The 21,482-nt window shown below is 59.2% G+C and carries 28 protein-coding genes; 14 read left to right on the top strand and 14 right to left on the bottom strand.

Going from position 1 to position 21,482, the window contains the following annotated elements; genetic code table 11:
• The first annotated feature begins 4 nt into the window (after nt 1-4).
• Nucleotides 5-646: a pyroglutamyl-peptidase I gene (gene pcp, locus CXQ82_RS21020; protein ID WP_101272119.1), complete on the top strand. Its 642-nt coding sequence runs from the start codon at nt 5-7 to the stop codon at nt 644-646.
• A 15-nt stretch (nt 647-661) separates the two neighbouring features.
• On the opposite strand, the gene CXQ82_RS21015 is transcribed toward pcp, so the two are convergent.
• The 5 genes from CXQ82_RS21015 to CXQ82_RS20995 form a co-directional block, all read right to left on the bottom strand.
• Nucleotides 662-886 (bottom strand): hypothetical protein, encoded by a 225-nt coding sequence (locus CXQ82_RS21015; RefSeq protein WP_101272118.1) that lies wholly within the window; start codon nt 884-886, stop codon nt 662-664.
• Nucleotides 887-1,012: 126 nt separating this feature from the next.
• Nucleotides 1,013-2,413: a heavy metal sensor histidine kinase gene (locus CXQ82_RS21010; RefSeq protein WP_101272117.1), complete on the bottom strand. Its 1,401-nt coding sequence runs from the start codon at nt 2,411-2,413 to the stop codon at nt 1,013-1,015.
• Complete coding sequence (locus tag CXQ82_RS21005) at nt 2,410-3,081, bottom strand: heavy metal response regulator transcription factor (protein ID WP_049712399.1); 672 nt, start codon at nt 3,079-3,081, stop codon at nt 2,410-2,412. The genes CXQ82_RS21010 and CXQ82_RS21005 overlap by 4 nt, the downstream gene beginning before the upstream one ends.
• 42 nt (nt 3,082-3,123) lie before the next feature.
• Entirely contained in the window at nt 3,124-3,369 is a 246-nt protein-coding gene (locus CXQ82_RS21000) for a DUF2790 domain-containing protein (protein WP_101272116.1), read from the bottom strand.
• Nucleotides 3,370-3,481: 112 nt separating this feature from the next.
• Complete coding sequence (locus CXQ82_RS20995; protein WP_101272115.1) at nt 3,482-4,252, bottom strand: alpha/beta fold hydrolase; 771 nt, start codon at nt 4,250-4,252, stop codon at nt 3,482-3,484.
• A gap of 209 nt (nt 4,253-4,461) precedes the next feature.
• On the opposite strand from CXQ82_RS20995, the gene CXQ82_RS20990 reads away from it, so the two are divergent.
• Entirely contained in the window at nt 4,462-5,139 is a 678-nt protein-coding gene (locus CXQ82_RS20990; RefSeq protein ID WP_101272114.1) for an HAD family hydrolase, read from the top strand.
• A gap of 19 nt (nt 5,140-5,158) precedes the next feature.
• Here CXQ82_RS20990 and CXQ82_RS20985 read toward each other — a convergent pair whose 3' ends face one another.
• The 3 genes from CXQ82_RS20985 to csrA form a co-directional block, all read right to left on the bottom strand.
• On the bottom strand, nt 5,159-5,455 hold the full coding sequence (locus CXQ82_RS20985; RefSeq protein ID WP_101272113.1) for a hypothetical protein: 297 nt from the start codon (nt 5,453-5,455) through the stop codon (nt 5,159-5,161).
• 94 nt (nt 5,456-5,549) lie between these two features.
• The gene (locus tag CXQ82_RS20980; RefSeq protein WP_101272112.1) at nt 5,550-5,801 is read right to left on the bottom strand and encodes a hypothetical protein; all 252 of its coding nucleotides are present in this window, start codon (nt 5,799-5,801) and stop codon (nt 5,550-5,552) included.
• Between the two features lie 210 nt (nt 5,802-6,011).
• On the bottom strand, nt 6,012-6,206 hold the full coding sequence (csrA, locus tag CXQ82_RS20975; protein WP_003192511.1) for a carbon storage regulator CsrA: 195 nt from the start codon (nt 6,204-6,206) through the stop codon (nt 6,012-6,014).
• Between the two features lie 247 nt (nt 6,207-6,453).
• On the opposite strand from csrA, the gene CXQ82_RS20970 reads away from it, so the two are divergent.
• Nucleotides 6,454-6,834 (top strand): SPOR domain-containing protein, encoded by a 381-nt coding sequence (locus CXQ82_RS20970; protein WP_101272111.1) that lies wholly within the window; start codon nt 6,454-6,456, stop codon nt 6,832-6,834.
• 31 nt (nt 6,835-6,865) lie between these two features.
• Here CXQ82_RS20970 and CXQ82_RS20965 read toward each other — a convergent pair whose 3' ends face one another.
• From CXQ82_RS20965 to CXQ82_RS20955, 3 genes are all read right to left on the bottom strand, one after another.
• Nucleotides 6,866-7,555, bottom strand: a complete 690-nt coding sequence (locus CXQ82_RS20965) for an endonuclease (RefSeq protein WP_101272110.1) — start codon at nt 7,553-7,555, stop codon at nt 6,866-6,868.
• 4 nt (nt 7,556-7,559) lie between these two features.
• Nucleotides 7,560-7,811 carry a DUF1654 domain-containing protein gene (locus tag CXQ82_RS20960; RefSeq protein ID WP_177409923.1) on the bottom strand — a complete coding sequence of 84 codons (252 nt, stop codon included), beginning with the start codon at nt 7,809-7,811 and terminating at the stop codon, nt 7,560-7,562.
• Nucleotides 7,812-8,002: 191 nt separating this feature from the next.
• Nucleotides 8,003-9,091: an asparaginase gene (locus tag CXQ82_RS20955; RefSeq protein WP_101272108.1), complete on the bottom strand. Its 1,089-nt coding sequence runs from the start codon at nt 9,089-9,091 to the stop codon at nt 8,003-8,005.
• Between the two features lie 496 nt (nt 9,092-9,587).
• Between CXQ82_RS20955 and CXQ82_RS20950 the strand changes: the two genes are divergently transcribed.
• The 7 genes from CXQ82_RS20950 to CXQ82_RS20920 are packed head-to-tail and all read left to right on the top strand — an operon-like array spanning nt 9,588 to nt 16,551.
• Nucleotides 9,588-10,544 (top strand): sugar ABC transporter substrate-binding protein, encoded by a 957-nt coding sequence (locus CXQ82_RS20950; RefSeq protein WP_101272107.1) that lies wholly within the window; start codon nt 9,588-9,590, stop codon nt 10,542-10,544.
• Nucleotides 10,545-10,601: 57 nt separating this feature from the next.
• Nucleotides 10,602-12,155 carry a sugar ABC transporter ATP-binding protein gene (locus CXQ82_RS20945; protein WP_101272106.1) on the top strand — a complete coding sequence of 518 codons (1,554 nt, stop codon included), beginning with the start codon at nt 10,602-10,604 and terminating at the stop codon, nt 12,153-12,155.
• Nucleotides 12,152-13,129: an ABC transporter permease gene (locus tag CXQ82_RS20940; RefSeq protein WP_015884943.1), complete on the top strand. Its 978-nt coding sequence runs from the start codon at nt 12,152-12,154 to the stop codon at nt 13,127-13,129. Before CXQ82_RS20945 ends, CXQ82_RS20940 begins: the two co-directional genes overlap by 4 nt.
• Nucleotides 13,130-13,132: 3 nt before the next feature.
• Nucleotides 13,133-14,155 carry a LacI family DNA-binding transcriptional regulator gene (locus CXQ82_RS20935; RefSeq protein WP_101272105.1) on the top strand — a complete coding sequence of 341 codons (1,023 nt, stop codon included), beginning with the start codon at nt 13,133-13,135 and terminating at the stop codon, nt 14,153-14,155.
• A gap of 23 nt (nt 14,156-14,178) precedes the next feature.
• The gene (gene rbsK / locus CXQ82_RS20930; RefSeq protein ID WP_101272104.1) at nt 14,179-15,096 is read left to right on the top strand and encodes a ribokinase; all 918 of its coding nucleotides are present in this window, start codon (nt 14,179-14,181) and stop codon (nt 15,094-15,096) included.
• Nucleotides 15,093-15,497: a D-ribose pyranase gene (gene rbsD, locus CXQ82_RS20925; RefSeq protein WP_101272103.1), complete on the top strand. Its 405-nt coding sequence runs from the start codon at nt 15,093-15,095 to the stop codon at nt 15,495-15,497. The genes rbsK and rbsD overlap by 4 nt, the downstream gene beginning before the upstream one ends.
• A gap of 25 nt (nt 15,498-15,522) precedes the next feature.
• Nucleotides 15,523-16,551, top strand: coding sequence for a nucleoside hydrolase (locus CXQ82_RS20920; protein ID WP_101272102.1), 1,029 nt, complete (start codon nt 15,523-15,525; stop codon nt 16,549-16,551).
• Between the two features lie 33 nt (nt 16,552-16,584).
• On the opposite strand, the gene CXQ82_RS20915 is transcribed toward CXQ82_RS20920, so the two are convergent.
• Nucleotides 16,585-16,797, bottom strand: coding sequence for a hypothetical protein (locus CXQ82_RS20915; protein ID WP_101272101.1), 213 nt, complete (start codon nt 16,795-16,797; stop codon nt 16,585-16,587).
• Between the two features lie 157 nt (nt 16,798-16,954).
• Between CXQ82_RS20915 and CXQ82_RS20910 the strand changes: the two genes are divergently transcribed.
• Both CXQ82_RS20910 and CXQ82_RS20905 read left to right on the top strand, forming a co-directional pair.
• Nucleotides 16,955-17,263, top strand: coding sequence for a hypothetical protein (locus tag CXQ82_RS20910; RefSeq protein ID WP_101272100.1), 309 nt, complete (start codon nt 16,955-16,957; stop codon nt 17,261-17,263).
• Between the two features lie 144 nt (nt 17,264-17,407).
• Nucleotides 17,408-17,728 carry an I78 family peptidase inhibitor gene (locus CXQ82_RS20905; protein ID WP_101272099.1) on the top strand — a complete coding sequence of 107 codons (321 nt, stop codon included), beginning with the start codon at nt 17,408-17,410 and terminating at the stop codon, nt 17,726-17,728.
• Between the two features lie 70 nt (nt 17,729-17,798).
• On the opposite strand, the gene CXQ82_RS20900 is transcribed toward CXQ82_RS20905, so the two are convergent.
• Nucleotides 17,799-18,011, bottom strand: coding sequence for a cold-shock protein (locus tag CXQ82_RS20900; protein WP_003234260.1), 213 nt, complete (start codon nt 18,009-18,011; stop codon nt 17,799-17,801).
• A 289-nt stretch (nt 18,012-18,300) separates the two neighbouring features.
• Nucleotides 18,301-18,615, bottom strand: a complete 315-nt coding sequence (locus tag CXQ82_RS20895) for a hypothetical protein (protein ID WP_101272098.1) — start codon at nt 18,613-18,615, stop codon at nt 18,301-18,303.
• Nucleotides 18,616-18,983: 368 nt separating this feature from the next.
• Here CXQ82_RS20895 and thrS point away from each other — a divergent pair, with 368 nt between their 5' ends.
• Both thrS and infC read left to right on the top strand, forming a co-directional pair.
• Nucleotides 18,984-20,906, top strand: coding sequence for a threonine--tRNA ligase (gene thrS, locus CXQ82_RS20890; protein ID WP_101272097.1), 1,923 nt, complete (start codon nt 18,984-18,986; stop codon nt 20,904-20,906).
• A complete protein-coding gene (gene infC, locus CXQ82_RS20885) occupies nt 20,906-21,457 on the top strand; it encodes a translation initiation factor IF-3 (protein WP_015884933.1) in 552 nt (183 codons plus the stop codon). Before thrS ends, infC begins: the two co-directional genes overlap by 1 nt.
• Nucleotides 21,458-21,482: the final 25 nt, after the last annotated feature.

The raw sequence follows: 21,482 nt of genomic DNA, 5'->3' as shown, positions 1-21,482 counted from the left end.
CAAGATGCAAACCGTACTGCTGACAGGGTTCGAGCCCTTTGATCAAGACCTGATAAACCCCTCCTGGGAGGCGGTTCGCCAGTTGGATGGCGTGCAATTGGCCGCTGATCTGCAGGTAGTGGCGCGCCAACTGCCCTGTGCGTTTGCCACGGTGGGCGAGTGCCTGACCCGGCTGATCGATGAGTTGCAACCTGCCATGGTGATTGCCACCGGGTTGGGGCCGGGGCGCAGTGTGATTTCCTTCGAGCGCGTGGCGATAAACGTGAATGACGCGCGCATCCCCGACAACCTGGGCGCGCAGCCGGTCGATACGCCCGTGGTGGCCGACGGCCCGGCGGCTTACTTCACGACGCTGCCGATCAAGGCGATGGTCAAGGCCGTGCGCGAGGCGGGGATCGGAGCTTCGGTTTCGCAGACAGCGGGTACCTTTGTGTGCAACCAGGTGTTTTACCTGTTGCAGCACGCACTGGCCACCACGGGCGTGCGCAGCGGGTTTATCCATGTGCCGTACCTGCCGGAACAGGTGGTTGTTTCGGGGCAGCCTTCGATGGCGCTGGCCACCCTTGTCGATGGGTTACGGGTGGCTGTGCTGACAGCTTGGCAAACCTGCGTGGATGTAGCAGAAACGGGTGGGCAGGTCAGCTGACCTGCCTAAGCCGCCTCAGGTCGCAAACAGTCGGGTGAGCCCGAAGGTGATGGCGCAGGCCAGGCCGGTCATGGCGAATGCCGTCGCCACGTACCATTTGATCAGGTTAACTTCGGTGGTCGTAAGATCCGCCTTTGTTGCAAAGTGCTTTTCCATGGAATCTGCCCTGCTCGAAACGGCGATCAGCTTCTCTTTCATTTCCGCCAGCCCCTTTTCCAGTACACCTAGGTGTATTTCCACGCATGAGTCTCCTTATTTGCGTTTGCCGACTCAGCCTTGAGACGGGATGTTCAGCGCAAAGATAGAGCGAGTTCGGGTCTGTGGGCACAGGTAAACCTTTGCAAAATAACACCAGGAGTTGGCTGCTCAGTCTTCCCTCCGTGGGAAGAACAACTCGAAACACGTCACCCCGGCCTCGCTGCTCACACCATAGCGCCCGTTATGTAACTGCATGATGGTCGCCACGATTGACAGGCCCAACCCGTTGGACTGGGCCGAACGTTCCCGAGACTCATCCACCCGATAAAAGCGCTCGAACAGGCGCGGCAGGTGCTCGGCTGCAATGGTTTCACCTTGGTTGCTCACCTTCAGGTAGATACCCTCGGTATCCGGAACCGCCTGGATCACCAGTTCTGAGCGCGGTGCGCCATATTTGATGGCGTTGGCGCACAGGTTGGCCAGGGCCCGGCGCAGCAACATCGGTTCGGCCCAGATCACGCCTTCGCCCTCGGCCTGAATGCGGATATCCACATCGCTCGCCAAGCCTTCAAAGTAGTCGGCGATGCGTTCTACTTCATCGGCGGCACTGAGTTCCTGGCGTTGGCGCAAGGCGCTGGCCGGGTCGGTGCGGGCCAGGAACAGCATGTTGTCGAGCATCCGCGCCAGGCGCTCCAGCTCTTCGACGTTGGACGCCAGCAGTTGCTGATAGCTCTCGATGCTGCGCTGCTGTTGCAGGGCGACCTGGGTTTCACCCAGCAGGTTATTGATCGGTGTGCGCAATTCGTGGGCCATGTCGGTGGACACTTGGCCCAGTTGCACAAACCCCTTGGCCAGGCGTTCGAGCATCGTGTTGAAAGAGTCGATCATCGGCAGCAGCTCTTTGGGTGCGCCGCGACTGTCGAGACGCTCCGCCAGGTTGCCCACGCCAATGCCTTGGGTGTGCGCGGCCAGGCGCCGCAGCGGCACCAGGCCACGGTGTACCAGCAGGTAACTCACCACCGCGAGGATGACCGCAGCGATGCTGGCGAGGAAAAACACACTCAAGCGATAGCTGGCGAGCATGGCGGTGCGCTCAGTCATCAGGCGCCCGGTGGTGACTTGCAGGCTACCCAGGTCACCGGAGTCGATGGACGCGGCCACGGTGGCGAAGGGCACGCCATTGATGCCGGGCAAATGGTGCACGTCGGCAAAGCCCAGCTCATGGTCTTTGGGAACGGGCGGCACCGAGGGCATTTCAATATTGCCCGGGTTCACCAGTAGCAACGGCTTCTGCCCGGGCGCGGCGATGCTCAGCACTGATTCGCTGTTGCCCAACATGTTTTGAAACAGCTCCGGCTTGGTCTTGATCAAGTCCAGGGTGTTGCTGTCGTTGAGCAGGTTGCGCAATTGGTCGGCGCGATAGATCAGCGCGGCGTCATCACGCTTGATCAGTTCGCGCTCAAGCTCGCGGTAAAGCGCCACGCCCAGGGTGGCCAGCAGGGCGAACGCCAACAAGGCGAAGATCAGCGCCAGGCGCAGGGTCAGCGAATAGTGGCGGCGGTGGCTCATGGCTGGGTATCGAAGCGGTAGCCGATGCCCCGCACGCTGTGGATCAGTTTGAGCTGGAACGGGTCGTCGATTTTCAGGCGCAGGCGCCGCACGGCCACGTCCACCACGTTGGTGTCGCTGTCGAAGTTCATGTCCCACACCCGCGACGCGATCAGCGAACGGGACAGCACCTGGTCCTGGTGCGTGGCGAACAGGTGCAGCAAGGCGAATTCCTTGTTGGTCAGGGTGATGCGTGTACCGGCGCGGGTGACGCGGCGTTTGAGCACGTCGATGTGCAAATCGGCGATCTGCAGTTGTTCCTCTTCCCGGCTTGGGCCGCGGCGGGTCAGGGTGCGCAGGCGCGCGACCAGTTCGGCGAAGGAGAAGGGCTTGATCAGGTAATCATCGGCGCCCAGTTCGAGGCCCTTGATGCGGTCGGCAATGTCATCGCGGGCAGTGAGAAAAAGCACCGGTGTATCAGCTTCCTTGCGCAGGCGGCGCAGCACTTCCCAGCCGTCCATTTTCGGCATCATCACATCCAGCACGATCACGTCGAACGGTGTTTCCAGCGCTTGGTGCAACCCGTCCACGCCATCCCGGGCCAGGCTCACGGAGTAACCCAGTTCCTGCAGGCCGTTAAGCAGGTAATTGCCGGCCTTGGGTTCGTCTTCGACTACGAGGATGTTCATGGCAAGTGCCCTGTCTCAATACGTGGCGCAAGTGTAGCCGGATCAATTGTCACTGGCGCAACCCATGCCTTGCACCTGGTAGTCCAGCACGTGTTCGCGGCCCTGGCTGTCGAGGTAGTTGAGTTGCGCCGGGACAATGCCGCACTGGCCGTAGGTGTCGGTGCTGGACAGTACCTTGGCGACATCCAGGTGTACGAAAAAGCCGGTTTTATCGTGGATCACGGGTTCGCCAGCAAACACGGAACCAGTAGCAAACAACGCGGCAAAGCCGAAGATAAACAGTTTCATGGCGGTATCTCTCTTTAAGGGTTGGCTGCCCGGTCGTGGCAGTGAATTCACAGTAACCAGGCGCCCCGAACAGCCAACCAACAGGTTGATGACAAGTTTGTAATGCAGCGGCTTAAGGCTGGCGGCCGGACGCTTCGAGGATCAGGTCGGTGATTTCCTTGGCGTGGGAAACCAGCGACAAGTGGCTCGATGGCAGTTCGATGGTGCTGGCGTGCATGCGCTTGGCGAGGAAGCGTTCCAGATCCGGGTTGATGGTCTGGTCATTGGTCGATACGGCGTACCAGGACGGCTTGGTGTGCCAGGCGGCATTCACGGTGCGGCCGCTGAACAGGGTCTTGGTGATGGGTTGCTGCACCGCGTACAGCTCAAGCGCCTTGGCGTGGGGGACGTCGGCGGCGAAGTACTTGAGGAACGCGTCCTGGCTCAGCGTGAGGTACCCGTCGTGATCTTCCACGCCAGCGCGCACAGGCATGGTCGGGTACTTGGCCGAGAGTGCGACAAAGTCTTCATTGGCGTCCGGTGCACGAGCGGCCACGTACACCAGTGAACTGACTTTCGGGTTGACCCCGGCGTCGCTTACCACGCTACCCGCGTAGGAATGGCCGACCAGCACCGTAGGGCCGTCCTGTTGGTCCAGCACGCGGTTGGTGGCGGCAACATCGTCGGCGACCGAAGTCAGCGGGTTTTGCACGGCGGTCACGTGCAGGCCAGCGGCCTGGAGGCGGGTGATGACCTCGGACCAGCTCGACCCGTCCGCCCAGGAGCCATGCACCAACACCACGTTATTGGCTTTGATGGGGGCGACGGTAGCGGCCATGGCGGTGCCGGTGCCCAGCATCAGCAGGCTGGCGGCGATCAGGCAGAGTTTGCTTGCAGGTTTCATGGGTGGACCCTTTTCATCAGTGAGAAGTGGCGTCAACCGGTGTGGGTGACTGACGACTCCACTGTATGAAGTGAGGCGGGGCTCCAGACTTACAGCTTGATTACAAAGCTGTAATGCAATCGATTGATTGGCAGCGTTTACAAGCGCCGAGGCGATCCGTAGATTGCATCGTGCCCATTACTTGTTACAGCCCACGAGGAACCCCCGCAGTGTCCATCCGAGGTTCAGCCATCTTTGCCCGCGGTTACCGCGCCTTTCTGTTCGATATGGACGGCACTCTGCTCAACTCCATTGCGGCTGCCGAGCGGGTGTGGGGTATCTGGGCTGAACGCCATGGCCTGGATGTGGCGGCTTTTCTGACCACTATTCACGGCGCCCGCGCGATCGATACCATCACGCGCCAGGCACTGCCCGGCGTCGACCCTGAGGTCGAGGCGCAGTGGATTACCGAGGCTGAGCTGAATGACGTAGAGGGTGTGGTCGCGATTGATGGGGCCGTTGCCTTTCTGAACAGCTTGCCCGGCGCTCAATGGGCGTTGGTCACCTCGGCGCCCCGGGAACTGGCGCTGCGTCGACTGCAAGCGGCCGGTATCACGCCGCCGGCGGTGCTGGTTACCGCTGAGGATGTCGCCGTCGGCAAGCCGGACCCCGCCTGTTATGTACTGGGGGCACAGCGCCTGGGCGTGCCGGTGCAGGACTGCCTGGTCTTTGAAGATGCGCCGGTGGGTATTCGTGCCGCAGAGGCGGCCGGGGCGGATGTGATGGTGGTGACATCCACACACCTCAAGCCCATGCTCACTGAACACCCTTCGATTGACGGGTATGAACAATTACGGGCGCAGCGCACAAATGATGGCTTGCTGTGCGTGCACAGCGCGTTGGGCTGACAGGAAAAAGCCGAGTCTGCTAGCGGTCTCGGCCTTGTTCGCAAGGGTCGGAAGAGGGCGGCGGGTGTATCCGATCATTCCTCATTCCCTGGCGTGACAGCACCATCTCCCTGAGAATTTCATTCGCCAGTCGAGCAATTGCTTCGGCACCGCGATAATGCGCACGCACGATCCCGGTAATTGCGAAATGGTCGGTTTCCGGCCCACTGAGCACCGCCGAGAGGGTGCCGTCGGCATGCAATGTACAGTCGACTTTGTAGCTGGGCAGGCGGGCTGCCAGCTCAGATTCGATTTGGGTTTTAGTCAGGGTGTCCATCTGCTTCAGCACCATTGTGTGACTGGGCAAAGCAAAGCATAGGCGGTGTTGCGACGGTGTAAATACCGGCGATCTGTTAGCCAATAGTTGGCCGTCAACGGGCTGCCTTGTGAGCTATTTTCCGGCACATTTTACGCTGTATGGCCTTCTGGATGGGTTTAAGGCAGAACATAAACAAGTAGCCACCCAGCACGAACGCCAGATCCAGCCAGGAATGGCGGCTGGCGAAACCCGTACCTTCGATTTCAAGCATCAGGCCATATTCCAACCCCACAAAGACCAGCCCGATCAATAGCGTGATCGTCCAGGACATGGAGGTAAACGGCTGCGCAGTGGTAGGCCTCATCGACGTGCTCCTGAGCGCACTCGGATGGCAAGGTATCGGTCAGATGATTTGGCTGCGAAGGGTGCGACAAGTTCCGGGCGTTAAAGCAGTTTCATCTTGGCGCGAAGATGAACACATTAACGACCTCGATCATGCAACAAACTACAGGAGCAGTTCGAAGGGTTTTCGCCAGCCGTTACAGTGAACGAAAGGGCTGGCTACTGAGGTGCTTCAAGGCGTCTGGTTTTTGTCCGGAGCAGTCAGGCCGGCCTGGATGCGCTGGTAGATCTCCTCGCGATGCACGGCAACATCCTTAGGTGCGTTGATGCCGATTCGTACTTGCTGGCCGCTGACGCCCAGGATGGTGATCGTGATGTCATCACCGATGTTTATGCTTTCACCGACTTTGCGGGTGAGTATAAGCATGGACTTCTCCTTGATTACTTTTAAGGACACATGTTTCAGACAGGGCAGATGTCAGATGTGTGTAGCTTACTGCTAAGCGCTTCCCTGTGACTGCCTCTTTTAGGACGCATAGAGGCGGCATTAATTCCCATGGCGGCATCATACAGGTCTGCGATACATCATTCGCATTGTTTAAGCCAACGTTTATGACGGCCAGAATAGACAGTGAATGATAAAGTTGCCTCTTTATCCTTAAAGGAGCAGGGCTGTGCGTAAAGTAGCGATGGCAATTGCGGTGTTGGCATTGGCCGGTTGCGGTGAAGGTAAACCGGTCGACGCCCCCAAGGCCAGGCCTGCCGTGACCGAAAGCCAGCCACAAACCGGCGCGATTGCCGCCCAGGAATGGGATATTCGGGTTGGCCCGCCGGACCACAAGTTGCAGGCAATCACCGACCTTACGGCGTGGCTGCTCGAACATGGTTTCAATTTTTATATCGTGAAAACAGACGGCAAGGACGAAGTGCTGTTGGGGCCTTTTGCAACCAAGGCCGAGGCCGAGGCCAAGCAGACGCTGCTGAACGAAAAGATGGCGCGAGCCAAGAAAACCGACACCGTGTCGGAGATCATCGAGCACAACGTCGCGCAGTAACGAGCTGAATGGGCGGCAGCTCCGCCCATTTTCAACCGCAGGCTTTCAGGTCTACCGGCCCGACAAACTCATTGCCAGCCCCCATCACGCATGCAACGGTCTGGTTGCGCTGACGCTCCCATGTCTGCACCGGGTAGGTCTTGTTCCAGGCTTCGTACAGCTGGCGATCTTGCTTGGACAGGCGCAAGCCATACCGCTTGCTCATGTAGAAATAGGTGCGCGCGATCATTCCACGGATGGACGGGCGTGGCATGACCTTCTTGGCCTTGAAGTCCACCTGGGTCAGGCATGAACCGTACTGACCGCTTTGCACTGGCAGCCAGCCAAAACTGAAATTGCTACGGTCACCATTGACCTCGCCGATGCTCGGCACCAGGTTGTGCAGGTCCGCTTCGGCGCGCTTGAATACGTCATCATGGCGCGTGCAGTTCTTGCGCCCACCGTTCTGCCAGCACTGGCGCTGATGCCCGATCTGCCAGGCCGGAACAATGTGCTCCCACTCGATACGCGCGGCGCGGCTGGCGTTTTTGCGCGGGATGTAACCACAGGCTTTCAGGTCTATGCGGTTGCCGGTGTATTTGCAGCCGCAATAGAACTCGGTGGATTGTGGGGCATAAAGTTTCCAGGCGATCTTCTTGGCTTCGCTGAATGTGCGAGGCGCCTGGGCGTGAGCGGTGACGGCAAATAACAGGCAGCACACCGCGATAAAACGGACATACATCGAGTCAATCTTCCTTCGGCACAACCCAGAAAATCTGCACGCCGCCATCGTCCCGATAGGCGAGGGTGACGTTGTCGTTCTCGGCGATTTCTTCCAGCAAGCGCGCCCATTCATCCTCCGGTTCGTCCGGCAAGCGGAAGATCAAGGCTGCCTTGGCTTTTTGGGCGTTGGTCGAATTGATGATCTTTTGCACACGAATCGCCAGGCGTGCGTAGGCATCAGGCGGGGTTGGCGCTGCGGAAGAGGACTTTGCCACGGAGTATTCCTTAATAAGCTGTACGCACATACAGTATTTAACTGTGGGCGATTTCGCAACTGCTTAAATTTCAACAAGTTCGTCTGACAGCGATTCAGGCAGTTTGGTGTAGGGCGAAGGGGGGGCTATCGGAGGCGTTGCGGGGAGGGCAGGGGCGGGAAAGTCCGCCCCTGCCGAGGTGTCACCAGGAATCAGTATTCCCAGAACATCCGTTGCAGCTCTTTGCTGTCTTGGGTCTTGGTCAGGGCGACCATTGCCAGGATGCGGGCTTTCTGTGGGTTCAGGTCGAGGGCAGCGACCCAGTCGTACTTGTCGTCAGGCTGTTCGGCATTGCGCAGCACCATGCCGCCGGCATTCACGTGGGAAGAGCGAATGATCTGCACGCCTTGCTTGCGCAATTCCACCAGGGCAGGGACTACCTTGGACGACACCGAACCATTGCCGGTGCCGGCATGGATAATGGCTTTGGCGCCAGCCTGGGCCAGGGCCTTGTAGGCGGTGTCACTCACGTTGCCGTAGCCGTAGGCAATTTCAACATCCGGCAGGCTCTTGATGTTCTTGATGTCGAACTCGGAATCCATGGTGTGACGCTTGGCAGGCAGGCGGAACCAATAGGATTTGCCTTCAACCACCATGCCCAATGGGCCCCATGGGCTCTTGAACGCTTCGGTCTTGATGTTGATCATCTTGCTGACGTCGCGACCCGACTGGATCTCGTCGTTCATGGTCACCAGCACGCCTTTGCCGCGTGCGTCTTTGCTGCCGGCCACGGCCACGGCGTTGTACAGGTTGAGCATGCCGTCCGCCGACATGGCGGTGCCTGGGCGCATGGAGCCGACGACCACGATGGGCTTGTCGGTTTTTTCCACCAGGTTCAGGAAGTAGGCGGTTTCTTCCAGGGTGTCGGTGCCGTGGGTGATCACGATGCCGTCCACGTCCTTGCTGTCAGCCAGTTCGGCGACGCGACGACCCAGTTGCAGCAGGTTTTCGTTGTTGATGCTTTCGGACGCAATTTGCATCACTTGCTCGCCGCGCACATTGGCGATCTGGCTAAGCTCAGGAACACCGGCGATCAATTGCTCGATGCCGACTTTGGCCGCCTGGTAAGTGGCACTGTTGGCTGCGCTGGCGCCAGCGCCGGCAATGGTGCCGCCCGTGGCGAGGATCACCACGTTGGAGAGCTTGGTCTTGGTTTCAACGTCCTTTGCCTGGGCGGCAACGGGGAACAGCAGCAGGAGGGCCAACGCGCCCGGAACAAAAGTCTTCAGTGCAGATTTCATTATTTTTCTCTCTGGTTTTTGATGAGTGCTGTAGCAGGTTCATCTAGAACACCCGGGCGGTTCTGAACGCTCGAGGTGCTGAGAAAGAGCAGGATTTGTACCAAGCTCAGGGTGTTAGCGTTTACGAATTAACTCATTGATTTAAAACAATTTTAAATGTGCATATAAACTGTTCGCGAAGGTTTCTGTCCGGCTTTCCGAACAATGGAGTAGTTTTTCGTTCGGTTGTCCGAAAACTCTTACGGGATTCTCGTGAGGCGCCAGTGGCGGAGGCTTCACAGCTGTCGTTTTAGAGAACGACTGCGGGAGTGCGATGTTTAATCACCTCGGCGCATGAGGCTGGGGGCAGGGAGGGCTACAGGGCTTGGATGAAAGGCTGTTTTCTACCGTTGACAAATCTCGACAAGGTTCTCATAGTTTGAATAACGCAAACGTTTGCGAGATGTTTCACGAGCGCAAGCGTTGCTCACAATAATCATAAGATCGGAGTGAACCCATGAAGCTGCCATTCGCTGGACGTCTTCTTGCTGTCGCTGTGCTTGCTGCCGCATCCGCCGCTTTACCTCTCTCTTCTGCATTTGCTGATGAGGCCGCCAAACCCAAGGTCGGCCTGGTCATGAAATCCCTCGCCAACGAATTTTTCGTCACCATGCAAGACGGTGCCAAGGCGTACCAGAAAGACCACGCCGCCGATTTCGACATGATCACCAACGGGATCAAGAACGAAACCGATACCAGTGCGCAGATTGATATCGTCAACCAGATGATCCTCGCCAAGGTCAACGCTATCGTCATCGCCCCGGCTGACTCCAAGGCGCTCGTTACGGTGTTGAAGAAAGCCTCCGATGCCGGCATCAAGGTCGTCAACATCGATAACCGCCTGGACCCAGGCGTGCTGAAAAGCAAAAACCTCGACATCCCCTTCGTAGGCCCCGACAACCGCAAAGGCTCCAAGCTGGTGGGCGACTACCTGGCCAAGCAGCTGGCTGCCGGTGACAAAGTTGGCATCATCGAAGGCGTGCCGACCACCACCAATGCCCAGCAGCGCACCGCAGGCTATAAGGATGCGATGGATGCTGCCGGCATGAAGATCGTCTCCACCCAATCCGGCAACTGGGAAATCGACCAGGGCCAGAAAGTGGCGTCCGCCATGCTGAGCGAATACCCGGATCTCAAGGCATTGTTGGCCGGTAACGACAACATGGCCCTGGGCGCTGTCTCCGCCGTGCGTGCGGCGGGCAAGGCCGGCAAAGTCCTGGTAGTGGGCTACGACAATATCGAAGCCATCAAGCCTATGCTGCAGGATGGCCGCGTGCTGGCGACTGCCGACCAGGCCGCGGCCCAGCAAGCGGTGTTCGGTATCCAGAACGCGCTCAAGCTGGTCAAGGGTGAGAAAGTCGATGCCCAGGATGGCGTGATCGAAACCCCGGTCGAACTCGTCCTCAAGAAGTAATCCTGGCTGCACCCAACAGCGCCCGCTCGTCCTGAGCGGGCGCCTGGAGATTTTCCTATGTCATCTTCCGCCCCGAACGCTGTCCTCTCGGTCAGCGGTATCGGTAAGACCTATGCCCAACCGGTTTTGTCCGACATCACCCTCACGCTCAATCGCGGGGAAGTGCTGGCGCTCACCGGCGAAAACGGTGCAGGCAAAAGTACCTTGTCGAAGATCATCGGCGGGCTGGTCACGCCGACTACCGGGCACATGCAGTTCAACGGCCAGGACTACCGCCCAGGCAGCCGCACCCAGGCTGAGCAGTTGGGCGTGCGTATGGTCATGCAGGAACTTAACCTGCTGCCAACGCTGACCGTGGCCGAAAACCTGTTCCTGGATAACCTGCCGAACCACGGTGGCTGGATCAGCCGCAAGCAATTGCGCAAAGCGGCGATCGAGGCCATGGCCCAGGTCGGCCTGGACGCCATCGACCCGGACACCCTGGTCGGCAGCCTGGGTATCGGGCATCAGCAAATGGTCGAGATTGCCCGTAACCTGATCGGCGACTGCCACGTATTGATCCTCGATGAACCCACGGCGATGCTCACTGCCCGTGAAGTCGAGATGCTGTTTGAACAAATCACCCGCCTGCAGGCCCGAGGCGTGGCGATCATTTATATTTCGCACCGGCTCGAAGAACTGGCCCGTGTTGCCCAACGCATTGCGGTACTGCGTGACGGCAAGCTGGTCTGCGTCGAGCCGATGGCCAATTACAACAGCGAGCAACTGGTGACCTTGATGGTCGGCCGCGAGCTGGGCGAACACATGGACCTCGGCCCGCGCAGCATCGGCGGCCCGGCCCTGACGGTGAAGGGCCTGACCCGTTCGGACAAGGTTCGCGACGTGTCCTTTGAAGTACGTGCCGGTGAGATCTACGGCATCTCTGGCCTGATCGGCGCCGGTCGCACCGAGCTGCTGCGCCTGATCTTTGGCGCCGACCTTGCCGACAGTGGCACCGTTGCCCTGGGCTCGCCGGCCCAAGTGGTAAGCATTCGCTCGCCAGTCGACGCCGTGGGTCACGGCATCGCCTTGATCACTGAAGACCGCAAGGGTGAAGGCCTGCTGCTGACCCAGTCGATCAGCGCCAATATTGCCCTGGGTAACATGCCGGAAATCTCCGGCGGCGGCGTGGTTAACAGTCGTGATGAAACTGCCTTGGCCAAGCGTCAGATCGACGCCATGCGCATTCGCAGTTCCAGCCCGGCGCAATTGGTGTCCGAGCTGTCCGGCGGCAACCAGCAGAAAGTCGTGATCGGCCGTTGGCTGGAGCGTGATTGCTCGGTAATGCTGTTCGACGAGCCCACGCGCGGCATCGACGTGGGGGCCAAGTTCGATATTTATGCCTTGCTCGGCGAGTTGACCCGCCAGGGCAAAGCACTGGTGGTGGTGTCCAGCGACCTGCGTGAGCTCATGCTGATCTGTGACCGCATCGGCGTGTTGTCCGCCGGGCGCCTGATCGAGACCTTCGAGCGTGACAGCTGGACCCAGGATGAATTGCTCGCTGCCGCCTTTGCTGGCTATCAGAAACGTGATGCGCTGCTCAACGACGCAGTGCTTAGGGATACCCCATGAAAACAACAACTTCCCCCGGTAAAACTGGCGGCAACTTCTACGGCCTGGGCACCTACCTGGGGCTGGCGGGTGCGCTGTTGGCGATGATTGCGCTGTTCTCGGTGCTCAGCGACCACTTCCTGTCCTATGACACCTTCAGCACCCTGGCCAACCAGATCCCGGACCTGATGGTGCTGGCGGTGGGCATGACCTTCATCCTGATCATCGGTGGCATCGACCTGTCGGTGGGCTCGGTGCTGGCGCTGGCAGCCTCGGCCGTCAGCGTGGCAATTCTGAGCTGGGGCTGGAGCGTATTGCCGGCGGCTGTGCTGGGCATGGGCTGCGCGGCGCTGGCCGGTACCATTACCGGCTCGATCACCGTGGCGTGGCGGATTCCATCGTTTATCGTGTCCCTGGGCGTGCTGGAAATGGCCCGTGGCGTGGCGTATCAGATGACCGGCTCGCGCACTGCCTATATCGGTGATTCGTTTGCCTGGCTGTCCAACCCGATTGCCTTCGGCATTTCGCCGTCGTTCATCATTGCCCTGCTGGTGATCATCGCCGCGCAGTTGGTACTCACCCGTACGGTGTTCGGCCGTTACCTGATCGGTATCGGCACCAACGAAGAGGCCGTGCGCCTCGCCGGGATCAACCCCAAGCCCTACAAGATCCTGGTGTTCAGCCTGATGGGGCTGCTCGCTGGTGTAGCAGCACTGTTCCAGATCTCGCGCTTGGAAGCCGCCGACCCGAATGCCGGCTCCGGCCTGGAGCTGCAAGTGATTGCGGCGGTGGTGATCGGCGGCACCAGCTTGATGGGCGGGCGCGGTTCGGTGATCAGCACGTTCTTCGGGGTATTGATTATTTCGGTATTGGCCGCTGGCCTGGCACAGATCGGTGCCACGGAGCCCACCAAGCGCATCATCACCGGTGCCGTGATCGTGATTGCCGTGGTCCTTGACACCTATCGCAGCCAGCGCGCCAGTCGGCGGGGCTGAACCATGGCAACGATCAAGGATGTGGCAGCGCTTGCAGGTATTTCCTACACCACGGTGTCGCATGTGGTGAACAAGACGCGCCCGGTCAGCGAGCCGGTACGCATCAAGGTCGAAGCGGCGATCAAGCAGCTCGACTACGTGCCCAGCGCTGTCGCGCGCTCGCTCAAGGCCAAGACCACGGCCACCATCGGCCTGCTGGTGCCCAACAGCCTCAACCCGTATTTTGCGGAGCTGGCCAGGGGCATCGAGGATTACTGCGAGCGTAACGGCTACTGCGTGATCCTCTGCAACTCCGATGACAATGCTGAAAAACAACGCAGTTATTTGCGCGTGTTGCTGGAGAAGCGTATCGATGGCCTGATCGTGACCTCGGTGGGCGGCGATGACAGTGGCCTTGCCGCCGGCTTGAGCGCGGTGCGCACGCCGATGGTGATTGTCGACCGGGCGCTGGACGGCATTGATGTCGACCTGGTGCGCATCGATCACGAGGAGGGCGCCTACCTGGCGACCCGCCACCTGCTTGAGCTGGGCCATCGGGATATCGCCTGCATTGGCGGCCCGAGCCACACCCGGGTGGCGCAGATGCGCCTGGCGGGTTATCACCGTGCGCTGCGTGAGGCGGGTGTGGACGTGGCGGCCCATCGCACCCAGGAAAGCGACTTTACCAGTACCGGCGGTTATGCCGCGGCTGTGCAGCTACTGGCGCAAAACCCGCCCAGCGCGATTTTCGCCAGTAACGACATGATCGGTTTCGGCGTACTGCGTGCGGCCGCCGAGCGTAATATCCGCGTACCAGGCGAGCTGTCGGTGATTGGCTTCGATGACATTCAAATGGGCCGTTACGTGTACCCGGCGCTGACCACGGTCGGGCAGTCGATCGTGCAGTTGGGCGAGACGGCGGCCGAGCTGTTACTGCGACGAATTGCAAGCCCCCAACTGCCGATCGATCAACGCATCGTGACGCCGAGCATTGTGTTGCGCGAGTCGACGGCGCCCGTCGCCGGGACGTTTGCCCAATACCGCTGAACCGAATTGATGAGTACTGATGTATGCCAGCAAAAGTAGTGGTAATAGGCAGCTTGAACATGGACCTGGTGACCCGCGCGAGCCGGTTGCCGCGTGCCGGTGAAACCCTGATCGGTCAGACGTTCTCCACCGTGCCCGGCGGTAAGGGCGCCAACCAGGCCGTGGCGGCAGCACGACTGGGGGCTGACGTGGCGATGATCGGCTGCGTCGGCAGCGATGCGTACGGCACTCAGCTGCGCGACGCGTTGCTGGTGGAAGGTATCGACTGCCAGGCGGTCAGCACGGTGGACGGCTCCAGCGGCGTGGCGTTGATCGTGGTGGATGACAGCAGTCAGAACGCGATTGTGATCGTCGCCGGCAGTAACGGCGAGCTGTCACCCGCCTCGTTGCAGGCCTTTGATGCCGTGTTGCAGGCGGCCGAAGTCATCGTCTGCCAGCTGGAAGTGCCGATGGCCACGGTGGGTTATGCCCTCAAGCGTGGCCGCGAGCTGGGCAAAACCGTGATCCTCAACCCGGCCCCCGCCAGTGCGCCGTTGCCGGCCGAATGGTACGCCTCGATTGATTACCTGGTTCCCAACGAAAGCGAAGCCAGCGCACTGACCGGCGTGACGGTCGACTCCCTCGACAGTGCCAAGGTCGCTGCGACGCAACTGATCCAGGCGGGTGCCGGTAAAGTCATCATCACCTTGGGCGCGCAGGGCGCCTTGTTCAGTGACGGCCAGGTGTTTGAGCACCTGGTGGCGCCCAAAGTCAGGGCGGTGGACACCACGGCAGCCGGTGATACGTTTGTCGGCGGTTTCGCCGCAGCACTGGCCGCTGGCAAGAGCGAAGCCGAGGCCATCCGTTTTGGCCAGGTCGCCGCCGCGCTGTCGGTGACCCGTGCCGGCGCGCAACCCTCCATTCCTACGCTGCACGACGTACAAGGTTTTGTGCCCTCATGAAAAAGACCCCTCTGCTCAATATTGCCCTGTCACGCGTGATCGCGTCCCTGGGCCACGGCGACATCCTGGTGATCGGCGACGCTGGCCTGCCGGTGCCGCCCGGTGTCGAACTGATCGACCTGGCACTGACCCAGGGCATCCCGGATTTCATCAGCACCTTGGGCATTGTGCTCAGTGAAATGCAGGTGGAAAGCCACGTCCTGGCGGAAGAAATCCTACTCAAGCAACCGCCTGCGCTGACCGCGCTGAATACCCTGACTGAGCAGGCGGCCCTCGGCGAGCGGCGCCTGGTCAGCCATGAAGAGTTCAAACAGCTCAGTCGCAAGGCGCGTGCCGTGGTGCGCACCGGTGAATGCCAGCCTTACTGCAATATCGCGCTGGTGTCCGGCGTAACGTTCTAGAGTTCCCAACGACAAGGAGTGTTTTATGCAACGTGGTCTCCCAACCCTGAAAAACCTGTTTCGGAGTGTTTTGCTTTTGTCCGCGCTCACTGCTGCCAGCGCCCATGCGGCGGAAAAAATCGACCTGATCATCGACACCGATCCTGGCGCCGACGATGTGGTGGCCTTGCTGTTTGCCATGGCCTCCCCGGACGAATTGAACATTCGCGCGCTGACCACCGTTGCTGGCAACGTGCGTTTGGACAAAACCTCCCGTAACGCGCGCCTGGCACGCGAGTGGGCAGGGCGCGAGGAAATCCCGGTGTACGCCGGTGCGCCAAAACCGCTGCTGCGCACGCCGATCTATGCCGAGAACATCCACGGCAAGGAAGGTATTTCCGGAGTCACCGTGCATGAGCCGAAAAACGGCCTGGCCGAAGGCAATGCCGTTGACTACCTGATCAAGACCCTGAGCACCGCCAAACCCCATAGCATCACCATCGCCATGCTTGGCCCGCAGACCAACCTGGCGCTGGCACTGACCCAGGCGCCGGAAATCACCCAAGGCATCAAGGAACTGGTGGTGATGGGCGGCGCGCACTTCAACGGCGGCAATATCACGCCGGTCGCGGAGTTCAACCTGTTCGCCGACCCGCTGGCGGCCGAGATTGTGCTCAAGAGCGGCGTCAAGCTGACCTACCTGCCGCTGGACGTGACCCACAAGGTCCTGACCAGTGAAGCGCGGCTGAAAAAAATCGCCGACCTGAAGAACAATGCGAGCAAGGTGGTTGGCGACATTCTCAATGAATACGTCAAGGGCGACATGGAGCACTACGGCATCCCTGGCGGCCCGGTGCACGACGCCACTGTCATCGCCTACCTGCTCAAGCCTTCGCTGTTCAGTGGCCGTGAGGTCAATGTGGTGGTGGACAGCCGCGAAGGCCCGACCTTCGGCCAGACCATCGTCGATTGGTACGACGGCCTGAAACAACCGAAGAATGCGTTCTGGGTTGAGAACGGCGACGCCCAGGGCTTCTTCGATCTGCTGACCGAGCGCCTGGCGCGCTTGAAGTAAAACGCTTGCCGGTCGGCGTTCGCCGGCCGGTTCTTATTCGCGGCCGGGGTCTTGTGCCCCCGGATGATCGGCCGGGTATTTTTCGAATACCTGCCCGATGAACGCTTGTGCCGCTTGGGTGCCCAGTTCCTTCACTAGCAGGTCGATACCGATGATCGCCAACTCTTCAGGGCTTCCGGGGCTGTAGGAGCTTTGCCCTTGGGGCCATTTGGCTTTGATATCGGCTTGGAGCGTTACGGTGGTCATGGATGTCTCACGGGGCTGAAAGTGCTGGGCAGTGCGCTGGAATGCGGTTCTAACGGGCGCAGTTAAGCATTTTGCGCGGCTTTTGGCACTGCTACTTAGGCATGAAGAAGGCGCTGTGCGACACTGTGCGCCTGTTTTAATTGCCGGGGAGTACCGCGTGCAGATCGACTTGAACAACCCCGAGAACCTGACCCTGGCGGCGGTGCGCCAGCTGATTGCCAGTGCCAGTGATGATGAACATACGCAATTGCGCGTGACCAAGAGCGGCATCGCCTACATCTCTTCAGGGGCTGCAGTGGGCGGCGTGGATATCGATGGGTTGCTGTTTCGCCTGGAGACGTGGGCCAAGGGCTCTGGTTATGTAGGTAACGTAGCGGCCAGCGATGAAGTCTGGGTCATGCAGATTTTCAATGCGTTGAAGCAGAACTGGCCGAAGCCACCGTTTGATTACATCGACGTCTACTGATTGCGTTCATATCTGGTCACGATTGACCTGACGATTGCCTGCCCAGAGTCAGGCAGACTTGCCCCGCGGCAGTTTACGTCTTGAAACCAATCCGTTTGCTGGCTGTCGCACGATCTCTGTCCATTTTTAATCATAGGAGGCTTCATGCCTTGGAAGCTCGCATCATTCGGTACTTTGTTGGCAGCACTCGCATTGGCGGGTTGCAGCACCCCGGGTGCCTCTGAGCCAGCCAAAGACGCCGCCGCGGCCGATGCTGGTCATAGCCGCTGTGAGTCGCAGGCCGCCGAATTCACCATCGGCCAGAAAGCCTCGCCCCAGTTGCTGGAACAGGCGCGTACCCGGGCAGGTGCGCAGAACGCGCGTATTCTCAAGCCCAACGACATGATCACCCTGGAATACCGTTCTGACCGCCTGAACCTGAACACTGATGACAACCTGGTGATCACGCGGGTCAACTGCGGCTGATAGCAGGCTTTTGCAGCGCCCATAAAAAACCCCGTCACATGGACGGGGTTTTTTTTAGCTCAGCGGAGAATTACTCGCCGCGAACCTGTGCAGCTTGCATACCCTTTTGGCCTTTCTCAGCCACGAAGGAAACGGTTTGGCCTTCTTTCAGGCTTTTGAAACCGTCGCTTTCGATAGCTTTGAAGTGTACGAACAGGTCGTCACCGCCACCTTGAGGAGTGATGAAGCCGAAGCCTTTTTCATCGTTGAACCATTTAACGGTGCCGGTTTGGCGATTAGACATGGTGTATCTCCAAGAAACATATATTTTCAGTAGTGCTGTGCTGCTCAGGCCAACTGGGCACACCGGGCTATCATAGTCGAAATGTTCGGCTTGGGAGCCCCCCCAAGGCATTGTTTGCTAATCAATAGCGTTGCGTTTAGCCCCTGATTCAGCTGAAAGCCCCGATCTACGGGGCTTTCGCGTGAAATATTCGCTGGTAAAAAAAGCCGTAAAAGCTGCGTAATTTGTGAGAAATGGCAGTTTTCAGGCTGTTTTTCCAGCAAAACGGCCGTCTGATCAGCGCGCGATCTTACTTTTTCTTCACGACTTTGCAGGACGAAATAGCCGCCACCGCTTTGTTTTTAAGCTCGGGGCTGGCGTTCTGGTTAGTCATCAGCTCCTTGATTTCTGCAGTGCTCAATTCGGCGTTGATTTTGTCGGCGCCACATTCGCAATGGTCTTTGGCAGTTTTGACGTCCACGTTCTGGCTGGCAGCAGACGTGCAATCTTTGACGAAGCTGTCACGGGCACCGGCTGGCCAGTTGGAAGGGGCTGCAGCCTGCGCGCCGAGGGAAAGGAGGCTCAGGGTAGCGGCGAGAGCGAGGGTAGAGGTGAAACGCATCATGGGATGCTCCTTTGGGTCGAGGACGAACGGCGATTCTCAGTGGGTTTGAGGCATTGCGTACAGCTCAAGTTCACTTTTGCAGCTATTAAAGGCCGGAATTTGTCTTTACGCACGGCGGCAGCGGCGCGATGACCGTTCATCTGTGCTAGCATCTTGCGCTTGGCTAATTTCGGGCGCGCCAATTGCCGCCTTGCCATGTTTCTTTTTAGCTCACTCCAGTCACTCTGGTTCGATTATCGGTTGGCCGAAAGGCTCCTGCCGCTGTAAGGCAGGCGTTCATCACTGAACGGCCTGGTGTTGGATCTTGTACTGGCTCATCCCAACCCACGTGACCTTTGGTAGGGGTCACCACTAGGAGAGGAGGCGCCATGCCAACTATTACTCTTCCCGACGGCAGTCAACGTTCATTCGATCATTCGGTTTCCGTAGCCGAGGTCGCCGCATCCATTGGTGCCGGCTTGGCCAAGGCCACCGTGGCCGGTAAGGTCGACGGCAAGCTGGTCGACGCCAGCGACCTGATCACCGCCGATGCCAGCCTGCAAATCATCACGCCCAAGGATCAAGAGGGGCTGGAGATCATTCGCCACTCTTGTGCGCACCTGATTGGCCATGCGGTCAAGCAGCTGTACCCAACCGCGAAAATGGTGATCGGCCCGGTCATCGACGAAGGCTTCTATTACGACATCGCCTACGAGCGTCCTTTTACCCCGGACGACCTGGCCGCGATCGAACAGCGCATGCACGCGCTGATCGAGAAAGATTACGACGTGATCAAGAAAGTCACGCCGCGCGCCGAAGTCATCGACGTGTTCACCGCCCGTGGCGAAGACTACAAGCTGCGTCTGGTGGAAGACATGCCGGACGAGCAGGCCATGGGCCTGTACTACCACGAAGAATACGTCGACATGTGCCGTGGCCCGCACGTGCCGAACACGCGTTTCCTCAAGTCGTTCAAGCTGACCAAGCTGTCCGGTGCCTACTGGCGCGGTGACGCGAAGAACGAGCAACTGCAACGGATCTACGGCACCGCCTGGGCTGACAAGAAGCAGCTGGCCGCCTACATCCAGCGCATCGAAGAAGCCGAAAAACGCGACCACCGCAAGATCGGCAAGCGCCTGAACCTGTTCCACCTCCAGGAAGAAGCGCCGGGCATGGTGTTCTGGCACCCGAACGGCTGGACCCTGTACCAGGTGCTCGAGCAGTACATGCGCAAGGTTCAGCGTGACAACGGCTACCTGGAGATCAAGACTCCGCAGGTCGTTGACCGCAGCCTGTGGGAGAAATCCGGGCACTGGGCCAACTACGCCGACAACATGTTCACCACCCAGTCGGAAAACCGCGACTACGCCATCAAGCCCATGAACTGCCCTTGCCACGTGCAGGTGTTCAACCAGGGCCTGAAGAGCTACCGCGAGTTGCCGCTGCGCCTGGCCGAATTCGGTGCCTGCCACCGTAACGAGCCATCGGGTGCGTTGCACGGCATCATGCGTGTGCGTGGCTTTACCCAGGACGATGCCCACATCTTCTGCACCGAAGAGCAGATGCAGGCCGAATCCGCCGCGTTTATCAAGCTGACCATGGACGTTTACCGTGATTTCGGCTTTACCGAAGTCGAGATGAAGCTGTCCACTCGTCCGGAAAAACGCGTCGGTTCCGACGAGCTGTGGGATCGCGCCGAAGCCGCGTTGGCCGCAGCGCTGGACAGTGCGGGCCTTGCGTACGACCTGCAACCGGGTGAGGGCGCCTTCTACGGGCCGAAGATCGAGTTCTCGCTGAAAGATTGCCTTGGCCGCGTCTGGCAGTGTGGTACCCTGCAGCTCGATTTTAACCTGCCGATCCGTTTGGGAGCCGAATACGTCTCCGAAGACAACAGCCGTAAGCACCCGGTTATGCTGCACCGGGCGATCCTCGGCTCGTTCGAACGGTTCGTCGGTATCCTGATCGAGCACTACGAGGGTGCATTCCCCGCGTGGCTGGCGCCGACTCAGGCAGTGATCATGAATATCACTGATAAACAGGCCGATTTTGCTGCTGAAGTTGAAAAAACACTCAACGAAAGCGGATTTCGTGCCAAGTCCGACTTGAGAAATGAAAAGATCGGCTTTAAAATCCGCGAGCATACTTTGCTCAAGGTTCCCTATCTTTTGGTTATCGGAGATCGGGAAGTCGAGATGCAGACTGTCGCTGTGCGTACTCGTGAAGGTGCTGACCTGGGCTCGATGCCCGTCGCCCAGTTCGCTGAGTTCCTCGCGCAAGCGGTTTCCCGGCGTGGTCGCCCAGATTCGGAGTAATTATTATTAAGCGTGAAATGAGACAAGATAAACGAGCTGCACCGAAAGCCCCGATCAACGAGAATATCTCGGCACGCGAGGTTCGGTTAATTGGCGCTGACGGCGAGCAGATTGGCATCGTCTCGATTGATGAAGCGCTTCGTATCGCTGAAGAGTCCAAATTGGACCTGGTGGAAATTTCCGCCGACGCAATCCCGCCTGTTTGCCGGGTGATGGACTACGGCAAATCGATCTTCGAAAAGAAGAAGCAGGTTGCTGCAGCGAAGAAGAACCAGAAGCAGATTCAAGTAAAAGAAATCAAGTTTCGTCCAGGGACGGAGGAAGGGGATTACCAGGTAAAACTGCGCAACCTGGTACGTTTCCTGAGTGATGGGGACAGGGCCAAGGTATCCTTGCGATTCCGCGGCCGTGAGATGGCCCACCAGGAGCTGGGTATGGAACTCCTCAAGCGGGTTGAAGCTGACCTGCTCGAGTACGGTTCCGTCGAACAGCATCCTAAGATGGAAGGACGCCAGCTGATCATGGTCATCGCCCCGAAAAAGAAGAAGTAATCAACAGGGCACGGCAGGCCTTCTG

It is taken from the genome of Pseudomonas sp. S09G 359, assembly GCF_002843605.1.
Taxonomy (GTDB): domain Bacteria; phylum Pseudomonadota; class Gammaproteobacteria; order Pseudomonadales; family Pseudomonadaceae; genus Aquipseudomonas.
This window is presented reverse-complemented; position numbering and strand designations above follow the sequence as displayed.

Coding starts and splice junctions, on each gene's coding strand:
- pcp (WP_101272119.1), top strand. CDS start 5: ATGCAAACCGTACTGCTGACAGGGTTCGAGCCCTTTGATCAAGACCTG.
- CXQ82_RS21010 (WP_101272117.1), bottom strand. CDS start 2,413: ATGAGCCACCGCCGCCACTATTCGCTGACCCTGCGCCTGGCGCTGATC.
- CXQ82_RS21005 (WP_049712399.1), bottom strand. CDS start 3,081: ATGAACATCCTCGTAGTCGAAGACGAACCCAAGGCCGGCAATTACCTG.
- CXQ82_RS21000 (WP_101272116.1), bottom strand. CDS start 3,369: ATGAAACTGTTTATCTTCGGCTTTGCCGCGTTGTTTGCTACTGGTTCC.
- CXQ82_RS20995 (WP_101272115.1), bottom strand. CDS start 4,252: ATGAAACCTGCAAGCAAACTCTGCCTGATCGCCGCCAGCCTGCTGATG.
- CXQ82_RS20985 (WP_101272113.1), bottom strand. CDS start 5,455: ATGGACACCCTGACTAAAACCCAAATCGAATCTGAGCTGGCAGCCCGC.
- CXQ82_RS20980 (WP_101272112.1), bottom strand. CDS start 5,801: ATGAGGCCTACCACTGCGCAGCCGTTTACCTCCATGTCCTGGACGATC.
- csrA (WP_003192511.1), bottom strand. CDS start 6,206: ATGCTTATACTCACCCGCAAAGTCGGTGAAAGCATAAACATCGGTGAT.
- CXQ82_RS20965 (WP_101272110.1), bottom strand. CDS start 7,555: ATGTATGTCCGTTTTATCGCGGTGTGCTGCCTGTTATTTGCCGTCACC.
- CXQ82_RS20955 (WP_101272108.1), bottom strand. CDS start 9,091: ATGAAATCTGCACTGAAGACTTTTGTTCCGGGCGCGTTGGCCCTCCTG.
- CXQ82_RS20950 (WP_101272107.1), top strand. CDS start 9,588: ATGAAGCTGCCATTCGCTGGACGTCTTCTTGCTGTCGCTGTGCTTGCT.
- CXQ82_RS20945 (WP_101272106.1), top strand. CDS start 10,602: ATGTCATCTTCCGCCCCGAACGCTGTCCTCTCGGTCAGCGGTATCGGT.
- CXQ82_RS20940 (WP_015884943.1), top strand. CDS start 12,152: ATGAAAACAACAACTTCCCCCGGTAAAACTGGCGGCAACTTCTACGGC.
- CXQ82_RS20935 (WP_101272105.1), top strand. CDS start 13,133: ATGGCAACGATCAAGGATGTGGCAGCGCTTGCAGGTATTTCCTACACC.
- rbsK (WP_101272104.1), top strand. CDS start 14,179: ATGCCAGCAAAAGTAGTGGTAATAGGCAGCTTGAACATGGACCTGGTG.
- rbsD (WP_101272103.1), top strand. CDS start 15,093: ATGAAAAAGACCCCTCTGCTCAATATTGCCCTGTCACGCGTGATCGCG.
- CXQ82_RS20920 (WP_101272102.1), top strand. CDS start 15,523: ATGCAACGTGGTCTCCCAACCCTGAAAAACCTGTTTCGGAGTGTTTTG.
- CXQ82_RS20915 (WP_101272101.1), bottom strand. CDS start 16,797: ATGACCACCGTAACGCTCCAAGCCGATATCAAAGCCAAATGGCCCCAA.
- CXQ82_RS20905 (WP_101272099.1), top strand. CDS start 17,408: ATGCCTTGGAAGCTCGCATCATTCGGTACTTTGTTGGCAGCACTCGCA.
- CXQ82_RS20900 (WP_003234260.1), bottom strand. CDS start 18,011: ATGTCTAATCGCCAAACCGGCACCGTTAAATGGTTCAACGATGAAAAA.
- CXQ82_RS20895 (WP_101272098.1), bottom strand. CDS start 18,615: ATGATGCGTTTCACCTCTACCCTCGCTCTCGCCGCTACCCTGAGCCTC.
- thrS (WP_101272097.1), top strand. CDS start 18,984: ATGCCAACTATTACTCTTCCCGACGGCAGTCAACGTTCATTCGATCAT.